Here is a 13,571-nt window from a genome sequence, read left to right as displayed (position 1 = left end):
GATGCACGAACTATGGGGTGCCCCCGCTATTGAGGAGGGGATGTTTCTAGCCTTCGGTGCCGACGATCGGCAGGCCGGCGTCGCGCCACCCGATGGTGCCGGAGCCCACGTTGATCACGTCGATCCCGTTCATCTCCAGCCACTGCGCGGCCTTGGCGGACCGGCCGCCGGAGAGGCAGATCAGGTAGATGTCCCGGTCGAAGTCGAACTCGCCGTAGCGGGCCTGCAGTTCGGAGAGCGGCAGGTTGACCGCACCCTCGGCATGCCACTGGTTGTACTCGTCCGGCTCACGGATGTCGATGAGCTGGGCCCCTTCCGGGACGTCGGTCGGTGTCACGGTCTCGAAATCACTCATGGTGAGCCAGTTTACGCCGGGGGTGTCGGAACGGTCCACGGGCGTGGAGGACCCGACAGCCGACCGTGCGACGGAGCCTGCCCGGTGCCCCCGTGGGGTCGACCGGAGAGGTTGATCCGGCCACGTGAGCTCACGGAACCCCGGGGGGGGGTGAGGAGGATGCGCTACTTGTGGCGCTCCACGGCCTCGGCGAGGATCCGCTCGGCCTCGGCCTTGTCGGCCCAGCCGGAACCGTTGACCTCCTTGCCCGGCTCCAGGTCCTTGTAGTGGACGAAGAAGTGCTCGATCTCGTCCTTGACGTCCTGGGGGATGTCGTCGATGTCCTGGAACTTCTCGTAGCGCACGTCGTCGACGACGCAGAGCAGCTTGTCGTCGCCGCCGGCCTCGTCGGTCATCTTGAAGACCCCGACCGGGCGGGCCTCGACGATGACACCGGGGAACACGGACTCCGGCAGGATCACCAGGGCGTCCAGCGGGTCGCCGTCCTCGCCGAGGGTCTCGTCGATGAAGCCGTAGTCGGCCGGGTACGCCATGGGGGTGAAGAGGTAGCGGTCCAGGTAGACCTTGCCGGTCTCGTGGTCGACCTCGTACTTGTTGCGGGAACCCTTGGGGATTTCAATGGTGACTTCGATGCTCATGGCTGGTGAGTTTACCCTGCCCGCCGGACGGCGTCGGCGATGGCCGCCAGGGTCTGTTCCATTCCCTCGCGCAGCCTGGCCTCGAAGGCGTCGTTGCCGCCGAGGGCCACCGCGACCATGGCGCGGGAGACGAGCGTGGTGTCCCCGTCGACGATGCGGGACTCGGTGAGTGTGGTGGTGCCGTCCCCGTTGTCGGTGAGCTCGAATCGCCAGTGCGACCGGTTGACGGGCACCCGCCACTCGAGCACCTCGTTCGGGGACCACCGGGTGACCGTCGACCAGGTCGGCCAGAACAGGAGGCCCTGCCGGTTGAGGTTCAGCGTGGTGGTGCCGACCCCCGGCTCGCCGCCGAGGACGATCATCCTCCTGCACTGGGGGCTGCGTTCACCGATGGCGGAGAGGTCGGAGACCGCCTCCCAGACCTTCTCCGGTGGGGCGTCGACGGTGCGTGTGGCGCTGATCAGTGGTGTTGTCATGGTGGCCACATTACGGACACCACGGTCCCGGATTCGGCCGGTTCGGCATATTGCGGTGGGCGGCCGTCGGATACGCTGGTGTGGTCACGCACCCACGCACCTCCCGTGCACCACTCCCACAGGAAGGCCCCGATGCCCCGATGAGCAAGTCCGCCTCGCGCCGTTGGCTGTACGGCATCCTGGCCTTCCTGGTGGTCGTCGTCGTGGTGGTCGCCGCGGCCCTGGTGGTGCACCAGCGCAACGCCTACACCGTGGCTGACGCACGGCCCCTGCCGGAGCCGTCGGCGGTCCTCGCCCCGGCCGAGACCGACGGGCCGGCCCCCGACGTCGGTGACGAGCTGTCGGACCCGGCGTCCGACCCCGCCCTGGGGCGGTTGTCCGGGCATGTCACCGACCTCGCCACCGGCGAGGAGATCTGGTCGGAGAAACCGGACACCATGCTCGTCCCCGCGTCCGCGACGAAACTGGCCACCGCCGCCGCGGCACTCGTCACCCTCGACGGGGGTGAGCGGGTCGCCACCCGGGTGTACCGGGGGGCGAAGCCGGGGCAGATCGTGCTGAAGGGCGACGGGGACGTCACCCTGGAGCGCTCTGAGGGGTCCGGCTTCTTCACGGACCCCGCCAACGTCGACGACCTCGCCGCGCAGGTCGACGAGGCGTTGGGGGAGGACCGGGTCACCGAGGTCGTGGTGGACAACTCCGCCCGCGCCGGGTCCCTGTTCAACAAGACCTGGTCGCGTGACGACATCGGCGCCGGCAACGTCGCCCCGTTGTCGGCCGTGATGGTGGACGCCGGCCGACTGGCCCCCTCCGACTCCTATTCACCGAGGTCGTCGAACCCGGCGTCCGACGTGGGCGACTTCCTCGCGGCCGCGTTGGGCGGTGCCTCCGGTGCGACGGTCTCCGTCACCGACAAGGCCGTCGACGTCGGCGACGAGGCACCGTTGGCGGCGGTGTACTCCGCACCGTTGAGCACCCGTGTCCGTGACATGCTGCTGCACAGCGACAACCTGCTCGCCGAGGCTGTCGCGCGCGAGGTGGCGCAGGCCCGCGGCGAGGACCCGACGTTCGAGGGGGCCGCGAAGGCCACGCTCGACGCGTTGACGGAGGAGGGGATCGACGTCGGCAAGGCGGTGCTGCGCGACAATTCCGGGATGAGCGAGGACAACCGTCTCAACGCACGGATCCTCGACGGCATCGTCGCCGCTGCCGGGACCGACGACGACCTGCGGGTGCTGCTGGACGGTCTCCCGGTCGCCGCCGGTGACGGCACGCTGGCCGACCGGTACGGGCAGGGTTCGGGCGCCTCCGGCGGTGCCGGCTGGGTGCGGGCGAAGACCGGCACCCTGGACGGGGTGAACACCCTGGCCGGCACGGTGACGACCGAGGCCGGCCGCACCCTGAGCTTCGCCTTCCTGTCGAACGGGTCGGACGCGGACGCCGGGCGGGCGGCGCTGGACCGGCTTGCCGCGGCCCTGCGTTCGGCGTCGTGAGCGGGGCATGGCCGCCACACCGCACACCCTGAGGGTGCGCCGCAGCCTGCGGCGTTTCCTCGCCGCGCACCCGGGGCGGATCGCGCCGGGCGACGCGGTGGTCTGCGGGGTGTCCGGCGGCGGCGACTCACTGGCCCTGGCGGCCGCCTGCGTCCATGCCGGGCTCGACGTCACCACCGTCACCGTCGACCACGGCCTGCAGGACGGTTCGGCGCAGGTGGCGCAGGACGCCGCCCGCGCCTGTGATGCCCTGGGTGCGTCGGCCCGGACGGTGCGGGTGCGGGTCACCGGCGGCGGGGAGGCCGCGGCCCGTGAGGCGCGGTACCGGGCGCTGGGGGAGTGCGCCGACGGGCGTCCCGTCCTGGTCGGCCACACCTCCGACGACGACGCCGAGGGCCTGCTGCTGTCCCTGGCACGCGGTTCGGGCACGGGCAGTCTCGCGGGCCTGCGGGAGGTCTCCGTGGAGCATCCGGTCGTGGACGCCGGCGCCGGTTGGCTGGGGCGTCCCCTGCTGTACGCGGGCCGGGCCGACACACTGGGCAGCTGTGCGGAGCTCGGCCTCCGGGTGTGGCACGACCCGCACAACACCAGCGACGCCGTCCTGCGGTCGCGGGTGCGCCACGAACTGCTGCCCCTGGCCCGGGAGATCCTCGGCGCACATGTGGGGGAGGCGCTGGCGCGGTCGGCCAGGATGCTGCGGGAGGACGCCGACCTGCTCGACGGGCAGGCGCGGCAGGTGCTCGACGCCGCCGGGGCCGGGGCCGGCGGCACCTGTCTGCCGGTGGCGGTGGTGGAGGGGTGCCCGGCGCCGGTGCGCAGGCGCGTCCTGCGCCGGTGGCTGGGGGCCGGGGTGGGTCCGTTGACCTCCCGGCACCTGGAGGCGCTGGACGCACTGGTCGCGGACTGGCACGGACAGGGGCCGGTCGCCGTGCCGTACCCGGCGAACGGGGCGGCCGGCGCGGCCTCGCCGGGAGGGGCACCGTCGTGGACCTCTACAATGGGTGGCACCCGTCGACTGGTGGTGCGTCGCCGTCGGACGGCCACCGGCAGTCAGCTAGTACTAGAGCAAGAGGACAGGACCCCGTGATGATCGCCAAGAATGCCGACGTACCCGACAACTGCTACCACGACGACGTCGAGGGCGTTCTCGTCGACGAGGCCACCCTCCACGCCCGGATCGCCGAGATGGCGAAGGCGGCCAGCGACCGCTACCGGGACGAGGAGGAGGACACCATCCTGCTGTGCGTCCTGAAGGGCGCGACGTACTTCATCGCGGACTTCGCCCGGGCGATGGACATCCCCACCCAGATGGAGTTCATGGCCCTGTCGACCTACGGGCAGTCCGCGGAGTCCTCCGGCACCGTGGAGATCCGCATGGACCTGACCCGGGACATCGCCGGGCGGAACGTGATCATCCTGGAGGACATCATCGAGTCCGGGATCACCCTGCACTGGCTGGTCGACCACCTGAAGGGCCGGGGGCCGAAGAGCCTGGAGGTGGTCACCCTGCTGCGGAAGCCCGAGGCGGTGCAGCGGCACGTGGAGACGACCGACATCGGGTTCGACATCCCCAGCGACTTCGTCGTGGGGTACGGCCTGGACTACGCGGAGCGTTACCGTGACCTGCCCTGGGTCGGGACGTTGCGTCCCAGCGTGTACAGCTAGGAACGGCTCACCCGGTCCTGCGATACGCTAGTGGGACTATGAACAAGAAGAGGGTTCTGAGGATCGCCGCCATCGTCGCCGCGGTTCTCGTCGTCATCTACGCGTTCGGTGTCCTCACCGACTCCACCCGCGGCTACGACGACGTCGACACGTCGGTGGCCATGAAGCAGTTCGACGACAACAACGTCGCCGAGGTGCAGATCAACGACCGTGAGCAGCAGCTGCAGATGACGCTGCGCGACGAGATCAGCGTCGACGGCAAGGACGGGATCAGTCAGGTCACCGCGCAGTACCCCGCGCGCGCCGCCGACACCGTCTTCGACCGGGTCGAGGCGTCGGACGCGGACAGCTACACCACCAACGTCACCCAGGACAGCGTCCTGGGCTCCCTGCTGGTGATGCTGCTGCCGATCCTGCTGATCGGTGCCCTGCTGCTGTTCTTCCTCACCCGGATGCAGGGAGGCCCCGGCGGTGCCTTCAACATCGGAAAGTCGAAGGCCAAGGAACTCAACGTCGACAACCCCGACACCACCTTCGACAACGTCGCCGGTGCGGACGAGGCGGTCGAGGAGCTCGACGAGATCCGTGACTTCCTCCAGAACCCGGAACGCTACGAGCACCTCGGGGCGAAGATCCCCCGTGGTGTGCTGCTCTACGGACCGCCCGGCACGGGTAAGACGTTGCTCGCCCGCGCGGTCGCCGGTGAGGCCGGTGTGCCTTTCTACACGATCTCCGGCTCGGACTTCGTGGAGATGTTCGTCGGTGTGGGCGCCTCCCGGGTGCGTGACCTGTTCAAGACAGCCAAGGAGAACAGCCCCTGCATCATCTTCGTCGACGAGATCGACGCGGTGGGCCGTCAGCGTGGCGCCGGCATGGGCGGCGGGCACGACGAGCGTGAGCAGACCCTCAACCAGCTGCTGGTGGAGATGGACGGTTTCAGCGACCGGGAGAACGTGATCCTGATGGCCGCGACGAACCGGCCGGACATCCTCGACCCGGCGCTGCTGCGTCCGGGACGTTTCGACCGGCAGATCCCGGTCACCAACCCGGACATCGCCGGACGTGAGCAGATCCTGCGCGTGCACTCCGAGGGCAAGCCCCTGGCGCCGGACGTGGACCTGAAGTCCCTGGCGAAGCGCACCGTCGGGATGTCGGGTGCCGACCTGGCCAACGTGCTGAACGAGGCGGCGCTGCTGACCGCGCGCGTGGACGGCAACGTCATCACCGGCGACGCCCTGGAGGAGGCGACCGACCGTGTCATCGGCGGGCCGCGCCGCAGCACCAAGATCATCTCCGAGCACGAGAAGAAGGTCACCGCCTACCACGAGGGCGGCCACACGCTGGCGGCCTGGGGCATCAAGGACATCGAGCGGGTGTACAAGGTGACCATCCTCGCCCGCGGCCGGACCGGTGGCCACGCGATGGCGGTGCCGGAGGACGACAAGGGCATGTACAACCGCTCGGAGCTCTTCGCCCGCCTGGTGTTCGCCATGGGTGGACGGTCCGCCGAGGAACTGGTCTTCGGTGCGCCGACCACCGGTGCGTCCGCCGACATCGAGCAGGCGACGAAGATCGCCCGCTCCATGGTGACCGAGTACGGCATGAGCCCGGACCTCGGTGCGGTGAAGTACGGCGAGGAGCAGGGCGACCCCTTCGTCGGGCGGGGCGGGCAGGGTGCCCTGGAGTACTCGCCTGCCGTGGCGGCGACGATCGACGAGCAGGTCCGCATGCTCATCGAGAAGGCGCACGGGGTGGCCTACCGCATCCTGCGGGACAACCGTGACTACCTGGACCGGCTGGCCGAGAAGCTGCTGGAGAAGGAGACGTTGCGTCGTCCTGACCTGGAGGCGATCTTCGAGGACATGGAGCCGGTGGAGGTCAACGACATCTTCCCGAACCAGGACCTCGACTACCCGAGGGACTTCCGGGAGCCGGTGAAGACGCCGACCGAGATGGCCCGTGAGCGGGGCGAGGAGCTTCCTCCCCGCAACGACTTCTTCTCGCAGGCCCGTAAGGCGCGTATCGAACGTCGTCGTCGCCAGCAGGCCGAGGACCTCGGGCAGAAGCAGGCCGGTGACGGCGGCGGGGACGGGAGCCAGGTGACGGGGCAGCCGGCCCCCGGCCGGTGGAGCGGCCAGTCCCACCACGACCACCTGTGGGGCGGTCAGGACCGGGTGAACCCGGAGGGCCCGGACCGTCACCCGGGCGAACGCAGCTACGGGGGCAACGGGGCCGACGGGGTCACTGCCGGTACCGGTTCCTCGGACGACACCGGCGACCAGCCGTTGCGCGGTTTCCGGCTGCCGGAGAGTGAGCAACCGGACAACCCGTGGACGAGTGACGACGCACCGACGCGTAACCTGAGGGCCCAGAACGACGGCGGCCGCCACCACCGTCGTGACGACACCGACGAGAAAGACTGAACTGACACCGTGACCGACTCCGTGACCGACAGCGACAACCACCCGGAGAATGGCCCGGGGACCGGCCCCGTCTTCGACCAGGCCCGTGCCGAGGCCGCGGTGCGTGAGCTCCTGCTCGCCGTGGGCGAGGACCCCGACCGGGAGGGGCTGCAGGAGACCCCGGCACGGGTCGCCCGCGCCTACCGCGAGTCCTTCGGCGGCCTCTACGAGGACCCGGCGGAGGTGCTGTCGAAGACCTTCAACGAGGACCACCGTGAACTGGTCCTGGTGAAGGACATCCCCGTCTACTCCACCTGTGAGCACCACCTGGTGCCTTTCTACGGGCACGCCCACATCGGGTACATCCCGGGGGACTCGGGGACGGTCACCGGCCTGTCGAAACTGGCCCGCCTGGCCGACGGCTACGCTAAACGTCCTCAGGTCCAGGAGCGTCTGACCCGTCAGATCGCCGATGCCGTCGAGGAGCGACTGGAGGCGCACGCCGTGATCGTCGTCATCGAGGCCGAGCACCTGTGCATGGCGATGCGCGGAATCCGCAAGCCCGGCGCCTCCACCGTGACCTCGGCGGTCCGCGGCGGGTTCCGTACGGACGCCCGGTCGCGTGCCGAGGCGCTCAGCCTGATCCGCGGCCACTGAACCACAGGCAGGACGGCCCCTCCACCATGTCAGCCACATCGCCCACGTCACCGGGCGCGCACCCGGCACCCGGCGCCCCGGCACCGTCCCCGACCCGCACCGCGGTGATGGGGATCCTCAACGTCACCGAGGACTCCTTCTCCGACGGCGGCGAGTGGACGACCACCGGGCGGGCCCTCGACCACGCCCGGGCCATGGTCGCCGCCGGTGCCGACATCATCGACGTCGGCGGGGAGTCCACCCGGCCCGGCGCCACCCGCGTCCCGGCCGACCTCGAGGTGCGACGCGTCGTCCCGGTGATCCGGGCCCTGCACGAGGAAGGGATCACCACCAGCGTCGACACCATGCGTGCCTCGACCGCGGCGGCCGCCGTGGAGGCCGGGGCCGACATCGTCAATGACGTCTCCGGGGGGCTCGCCGACGAGCGGATGTACCGCACCGTCGCCGACTCACCGGCCGACTACTGCCTGATGCACTGGCGGGCGGAACGTTTCGAGTCCGCCGCGGGCCGGGCCGACCACGGCGGGGACGTGGTCGCCGACGTCCGCGGGGTGCTGTCCACCCTCGCCGCCCGCGCGGAGCGCGCCGGTGTCGACGCCGGCCGGATCATCCTGGACCCGGGTCTCGGCTTCGCCAAGGACGCCGACGACAACTGGGCGCTGCTGTCGGGTATGCGCTCCTACATGTCGCTGGGCTACCGTGTGCTCATCGGTGCCAGCCGGAAGCGCTTCCTCACGGCGCTCCGCCCCGGTCCGGACGGGGCGCCGGGCACACCGGCGTCGGCGGACGACGCGACGGCGGCGGTGAGTGCCCTGGCCGCGGCGTCCGGGGCCTGGGCGGTCCGTGTCCACGACGTCGCCGCGAACCGCGCCGCCGTCGACGTCGCACACGCCGTGGCCACCGGCCGCGGCCCGGCACTACCTGAAGGATGGAGGGCCCGCCGTGGCTGACCGCATCGAACTGACCGGCCTGGAGGCCTACGGCTACCACGGGGTCTACGACTTCGAGAAAGAGCAGGGGCAGAAGTTCATCGTCGACCTGGTGGTGTGGACCGACTTCACCGACGCCGTCGCCGACGACGACATCAGCCGCACGATCTCCTACGTGGACCTCGCCGACATCGCGGTGGGCATCGTCTCCGGGCCGAGCATGGACCTGATCGAGACCGTCTCCGCCTCGATCGCCGACGCCGTCAACGACGTCGAGGGGGTCCTGGCCGTCGAGGTCACCGTGCACAAGCCGGACGCCCCGATCCACCACCCGTTCTCCGACGTGCGCGTCGTCGCCCGCCGCTCGCGCAAGACCCCGGGGTCCCGTACATGAGCGGGGACATGAGCGGGAACGGTCTCCCGGCCGTCCTGGCGTTCGGCTCGAACATGCCGGGGGAGTTGTCGGGTCCGGAGGACCAGATCCGGCGTGCCGCCCGTGCCCTGTCCGATGTCGACGGCGTGACTCCCGTCGCCGCCAGCGCGATGTTCGCCACACCGCCGTGGGGCGTGACCGACCAGGACGAGTTCCGCAACTGCGTGCTCACGGTGCGTACCACCCTGGACCCGCTGGCCCTGCTGCACCGCTGCCAGGACCTCGAGCAGGAGGCCCGGCGGGTCCGTGACCGGCACTGGGGGCCGCGGACCCTGGACATCGACGTCATCGACTACGCCGGGGTGCGCAGCGACGGTCGGTGGGGCGAGGAGCTCGTCCTGCCGCACCCGTGGGCGCACCGGCGGCCCTTCGTCCTGGTGCCCTGGCTCGACGCGGACCCGGAGGCGACCCTGGACGGGCGTCCCGTGCGTGAGTGGCTGGCCGCGTGCGGGGGGCCGGACGAGGGAATCCGGGCGTTGCCCGACGTACGATGGGCCCCATGAACCAGACCAGTGTCGGGCTGCTCGTCGCCTCGGCGGTGGCCGCGGGAATCGTGTCCTTCGCCGGTGTGTGGGTCTTCTACGGCAGCTTTCCGCCGATGAGGGTCAGCGGGTCGACGGCGTTGTGGATCTTCGCGGTCGTGGCGGGGGCCCTGGCGGTGACGGTGCGTCGCCGGATCGCGGCGGGGGAGGTGGGGCAGGACCGGTCCCAGATGTCGCCGGTGTTCGTCTCCCGGTGCGCGGTGTTCGGCAAGGCCGCGGGGTGGATCGGTTCGGTGCTGGGCGGGTTCTACGGTGGGGTGACCGTCTACGTCCTCCTGCGGCACGGCGAGTTGCTCGCCGCCCAGCAGGACACGCCGGGGGCGGTGGCGTCCCTGCTGGCCGCGACGGCGATGGCGGTGGCCGGTGTCCTGCTGGAACGAAGTTGTCTCGTTCCTCCCGGCGATGCCGACGGTGATGAGCGACGCGGAGATGTATTCTTGACGCCATGAGTTCCGCGTATTCGCCCGACGATTCGCACCGGCTTCCTGATCCGTCGAGCCGGAGCGGTTCCTCCACGCCCGGTAACGGCATGAAGCTGCTGATGTACCTGGTGTTCGTCCTTGCACTGGTCGCGACAATCATCATGTTCTTCGTCGACTCGGAGATGTGGCTGAATGTCGCGGTCATCACCTCCCTGTGGGCCGCCTTCTTCGGCGCGATCCTGGTGTCGCGCTATTCCGGGGTGATCGGGGAGGAGCGCAGCCGCCGTCAGGAGTTGGAGCGCCGCCACCGGGCGGAGATCGAGCGCGAACGGTCGGAGGCGCAGCGTCGCGAGGTGCAGCTGGAGAACGACTTCCGCAGCCGGCTCGGCGGAGAGCACGACAAGACGCTCGACGCGATCCGCAAGGAACTCGAGGCGATGCGTGAGCAGCTCTCCGACCTCTCCGGCGGTGACTGGAACAACGAGCAGGTGTCGCTGAAGGCACGCGCCGAGCGGATCATCGAACTGGAGCGCAACGTCTCCCGCGCGGGCGGGCAGGCGGGAGCGTCCGAGACACCGGCCACAGGCGCGACAGGCGCGACAGGCGCGACAGGCAAGGACGTCCCGGGGGCCGCCGGGGCCACCGGAAGTGTCGCCGGCGGCGAGAAGCCGGGGCAGACCCGTTCGGGTGGACGCCGTGGCGGATTCTCCACGGGAAGCTTCGCCGCCGTGCGGTGGTCGGGTGCGGACAGTGAGGACACCACGCAGATCCCGATGGTCGTCGACACCCGCTCGATGGACACGCCGGAGGCCGCGACGGACACCGCGCCTGACACCGCGACCCACGCTGAGTCGGACAAGGCGACCCACGCCGCGACGGAGTCCCCTGAGACCCCGGCTGCACCGTCGGCGGAGAACGTCAGCCCGCGGTGGTCCACGCAGGAGAAGCCGGCCGAGCCGACGCCGGCAAGCGAGCCGACGCCCGCACCCCGGCCGGCGGCTGAGCCGGAGCAGGCCGCCGAGCCCGCTCCGGGCCGGCGCCGTCGGGCGGAGGAGAACGAGCCGCACGGCCGCCGCCGCGCCGACGAGAGCGACAAGGGCGTCACCGTCGCCGAGCTGATGGCCCAGATGAAGAAGAACGCCCGGTAGTCCACAGGTAGACTTCTCGCCGTGACTGACACGACACCCGCCGACCGACAGGAACCACGCCTGTCGGTCGGCGTCATTTCCGCCGGGGCGGTCGGGACCGCGGTCGCCGAGAGCCTGCTGCGGGCGGGGCACCACATCCACGGTGTGGTGGCCCGCTCCGAACGGGCCCGGGAGCGGGTACGTACGCGGCTGCCCGGGGTTACCGTCTTCGACGGGTCGGGCGTCGGTGAGGTCGCCCAGGCGGCACTCGTCGTCCTCGCCGTCCCCGACCCGCAGCTGCCGGACGTGGTGCTCGACGTGGCGGAGGTGGTGCGCGCAGGGCAGATCGTGGCACACACCGCGGGCGCGCTGGGGTGTGCGGTGCTGCAGCCGGTCACCGACACCGGCGCGCTGCCGCTCGCCCTCCACCCGGCGATGACCTTCCGGGGCGGGCCGGAGGACGCGGACAACCTCCTGGGCTGTGCCTGGGGTGTCACCACCGACTCGGAGACCGGGACGGCCGTGGCGGAGCTGCTGGTGTCGACGATGGGCGGGGTGCCCGTCCCCGTCGCCGAGGACCGGCGCACCGTCTACCACGCCGCGATGGCGCACGGGGCGAACCACCTGGTCACGCAGGTGGTGGAGTCCCTGCGCATGCTCGACCACGTCCTCGGCGACGGGGCCGAGGACCCCCGCTCGTCGTTGCTGCTGCGCCGGATCCTGCCCGCGGCGGTGGAGGGCGCGCTGGACAGCCGGATGGCCGCGCTCACCGGCCCCACCGCCAGGGACGACGCCACCACCGTGCTGCGTCACCTCGACGCGCTGCGGGGGGTCGGCTCACCGGCGGGCAGGGAGTCGGACCTGGCGTCGTCCTACCGGCAGGGTGCCGAACGCACGGCACGGGCGGCGGGGTCGCTGAACGTGGAGCAGGCCCTGAACCAGGCCTGAGTGGGGTTCGGCGGGGTCGGGCGACTATCGTGTCTTAGCGTCCAGTTTCCTGTGTCATCACAGCCGCCACACCTGTCAGGAGAATCACCGGTGAGTTTCACCCCGGGTCAGGCCACCGTCTACACCGACATCGACAGCATCGGTGAGCTCACCCGTGCCATGCGCAAGGCCGGGCGCCCCGTCGTCCTGGTGCCCACCATGGGGGCGCTGCACGAGGGGCACCTGGCGCTCGTCCGCGCCGCCCAGCAGCTGCCGCGGGCGCTGGTGGTGGTGTCCGTCTTCGTCAACCCGCTGCAGTTCGCCGAAGGTGAGGACCTCGACGCGTACCCGCGGACACTGGATTCCGACGTGGAGAAGCTCGCCGCCGTCGGTGTGGACGCGGTGTTCGCCCCGAGCCCCCGGGAGATGTACCCCAACGGCCCGCGCACCACGGTGCTCCCCGGGCCGGCGGGTGCCGTCCTGGAGGGCGAGCAGCGGCCCACCCACTTCGCCGGGGTGCTCACCGTGGTCTCGAAGCTCTTCCACATCACCAACTGCTCGCACGCCTTCTTCGGTGAGAAGGACTACCAGCAGCTGGTCCTGATCCAGCAGATGGTCACCGACCTGAACCTCGGCGTGCAGGTCCACGGGGTGCCGGTGGTGCGCGAAGCAGACGGGCTGGCCAAGTCCTCCCGCAACATCTACCTCTCCGGGGAGGAGCGTAGCGCCGCGCTGTCCCTGTCGGCGGCGCTGCTCGCCGGCGCCCATGTGGCGGAGGACGGGGCTGAGGCCGTCCTGGACACCGCCCGGCAGGTGCTGGACACCGTGCCGGACGTGGAGGTCGACTACCTCGAACTGCGGGGACTCGACCTCGGGGAGGCCCCGGAGAAGGGGGACGCCCGGCTGCTCGTCGCCGCCAGGGTCGGTTCCACGCGGCTGATCGACAACGTCGGCGTGCCGCTGGGGATCGGGTTCCGCAACATCGGTGAGCAGGAGGAGAACTCCGAAGACCTGACGCCCGCGTCGGGGAGAGAGTAGGGTTTCTGTCGTGATCCGCACCATGATGAAGTCCAAGATCCATCGGGCGACCGTCACCCAGGCCGACCTGCACTACGTCGGCTCCTGCACCATCGACGCCGACCTGATGGAGTCCGCCGACCTGCTCGAGGGCGAGCAGATCGACATCGTCGACATCGACAACGGCGCCCGCCTGACCACGTACGCCATCACCGGCGAACGCGGGTCCGGCATGATCTCGATCAACGGCGCCGCCGCACATCTGGTCCACCCCGGCGACATGGTGATCATCATCGCCTACGGGCAGTACAGCTCCGAGGAGCTCAAGGACTACAACCCCCGCGTCGTCTTCGTCGACGACGCCAACGAGCAGGTCACCCTGAGCACTGACCCCGCCGACGTTCCCGTGGGCTCGGGGCTGCTGAACCCCCGTTTCCCCGCCTAGGAGGGGCGTGCCGCGGAGGGGGACAGCCGCCGGCTGCGTGGGG

The 13,571-nt window shown here is 70.6% G+C and carries 16 protein-coding genes; 13 read left to right on the top strand and 3 right to left on the bottom strand.

Features of this window, described 5'->3' with window-relative positions:
• Positions 1-46 precede the first annotated feature (46 nt).
• From Q0A34_RS08570 to Q0A34_RS08560, 3 genes are all read right to left on the bottom strand, one after another.
• Positions 47-355: a rhodanese-like domain-containing protein gene (locus Q0A34_RS08570; protein ID WP_291479577.1), complete on the bottom strand. Its 309-nt coding sequence runs from the start codon at positions 353-355 to the stop codon at positions 47-49.
• A gap of 164 nt (positions 356-519) precedes the next feature.
• Complete coding sequence (locus Q0A34_RS08565) at positions 520-993, bottom strand: inorganic diphosphatase (protein WP_291479576.1); 474 nt, start codon at positions 991-993, stop codon at positions 520-522.
• A gap of 11 nt (positions 994-1,004) precedes the next feature.
• The gene (locus tag Q0A34_RS08560) at positions 1,005-1,469 is read right to left on the bottom strand and encodes an SRPBCC family protein (RefSeq protein ID WP_291479575.1); all 465 of its coding nucleotides are present in this window, start codon (positions 1,467-1,469) and stop codon (positions 1,005-1,007) included.
• A gap of 140 nt (positions 1,470-1,609) precedes the next feature.
• Here Q0A34_RS08560 and dacB point away from each other — a divergent pair, with 140 nt between their 5' ends.
• The 13 genes from dacB to panD all read left to right on the top strand — a co-directional run bounded on the left by dacB (position 1,610) and on the right by panD (position 13,528).
• Positions 1,610-2,962 (top strand): D-alanyl-D-alanine carboxypeptidase/D-alanyl-D-alanine-endopeptidase, encoded by a 1,353-nt coding sequence (gene dacB, locus Q0A34_RS08555; protein ID WP_291479574.1) that lies wholly within the window; start codon positions 1,610-1,612, stop codon positions 2,960-2,962.
• A gap of 7 nt (positions 2,963-2,969) precedes the next feature.
• Positions 2,970-4,049 carry a tRNA lysidine(34) synthetase TilS gene (gene tilS / locus Q0A34_RS08550; protein WP_291479573.1) on the top strand — a complete coding sequence of 360 codons (1,080 nt, stop codon included), beginning with the start codon at positions 2,970-2,972 and terminating at the stop codon, positions 4,047-4,049.
• Positions 4,046-4,627 carry a hypoxanthine phosphoribosyltransferase gene (hpt, locus tag Q0A34_RS08545; protein WP_291479572.1) on the top strand — a complete coding sequence of 194 codons (582 nt, stop codon included), beginning with the start codon at positions 4,046-4,048 and terminating at the stop codon, positions 4,625-4,627. Before tilS ends, hpt begins: the two co-directional genes overlap by 4 nt.
• Before the next feature lie 38 nt (positions 4,628-4,665).
• On the top strand, positions 4,666-7,050 hold the full coding sequence (gene ftsH / locus Q0A34_RS08540; RefSeq protein WP_291479571.1) for an ATP-dependent zinc metalloprotease FtsH: 2,385 nt from the start codon (positions 4,666-4,668) through the stop codon (positions 7,048-7,050).
• A gap of 21 nt (positions 7,051-7,071) precedes the next feature.
• On the top strand, positions 7,072-7,686 hold the full coding sequence (gene folE, locus Q0A34_RS08535) for a GTP cyclohydrolase I FolE (RefSeq protein WP_291479615.1): 615 nt from the start codon (positions 7,072-7,074) through the stop codon (positions 7,684-7,686).
• A gap of 107 nt (positions 7,687-7,793) precedes the next feature.
• Positions 7,794-8,636, top strand: a complete 843-nt coding sequence (gene folP, locus Q0A34_RS08530) for a dihydropteroate synthase (protein WP_291479614.1) — start codon at positions 7,794-7,796, stop codon at positions 8,634-8,636.
• The gene (gene folB / locus Q0A34_RS08525) at positions 8,629-9,009 is read left to right on the top strand and encodes a dihydroneopterin aldolase (protein WP_291479570.1); all 381 of its coding nucleotides are present in this window, start codon (positions 8,629-8,631) and stop codon (positions 9,007-9,009) included. Before folP ends, folB begins: the two co-directional genes overlap by 8 nt.
• Before the next feature lie 8 nt (positions 9,010-9,017).
• Positions 9,018-9,551: a 2-amino-4-hydroxy-6-hydroxymethyldihydropteridine diphosphokinase gene (folK, locus tag Q0A34_RS08520; protein WP_291479569.1), complete on the top strand. Its 534-nt coding sequence runs from the start codon at positions 9,018-9,020 to the stop codon at positions 9,549-9,551.
• Entirely contained in the window at positions 9,548-10,039 is a 492-nt protein-coding gene (locus Q0A34_RS08515; RefSeq protein WP_291479568.1) for a DUF3180 domain-containing protein, read from the top strand. The genes folK and Q0A34_RS08515 overlap by 4 nt, the downstream gene beginning before the upstream one ends.
• Positions 10,036-11,160: a DUF6779 domain-containing protein gene (locus tag Q0A34_RS08510; protein ID WP_291479567.1), complete on the top strand. Its 1,125-nt coding sequence runs from the start codon at positions 10,036-10,038 to the stop codon at positions 11,158-11,160. Before Q0A34_RS08515 ends, Q0A34_RS08510 begins: the two co-directional genes overlap by 4 nt.
• 21 nt (positions 11,161-11,181) lie before the next feature.
• Positions 11,182-12,087, top strand: a complete 906-nt coding sequence (locus Q0A34_RS08505; protein WP_291479566.1) for a DUF2520 domain-containing protein — start codon at positions 11,182-11,184, stop codon at positions 12,085-12,087.
• A gap of 90 nt (positions 12,088-12,177) precedes the next feature.
• On the top strand, positions 12,178-13,104 hold the full coding sequence (gene panC / locus Q0A34_RS08500; RefSeq protein ID WP_291479565.1) for a pantoate--beta-alanine ligase: 927 nt from the start codon (positions 12,178-12,180) through the stop codon (positions 13,102-13,104).
• A 10-nt stretch (positions 13,105-13,114) separates the two neighbouring features.
• On the top strand, positions 13,115-13,528 hold the full coding sequence (panD, locus tag Q0A34_RS08495) for an aspartate 1-decarboxylase (protein ID WP_291479564.1): 414 nt from the start codon (positions 13,115-13,117) through the stop codon (positions 13,526-13,528).
• Positions 13,529-13,571 lie beyond the last annotated feature (43 nt).

Origin of the sequence: Corynebacterium sp. (assembly GCF_022712195.1) — a bacterium.
GTDB lineage: Bacteria > Actinomycetota > Actinomycetes > Mycobacteriales > Mycobacteriaceae > Corynebacterium.
The sequence above is the reverse complement of the archived record's forward strand: the minus strand, read 5'-3'. Positions and strand labels throughout refer to the sequence as shown.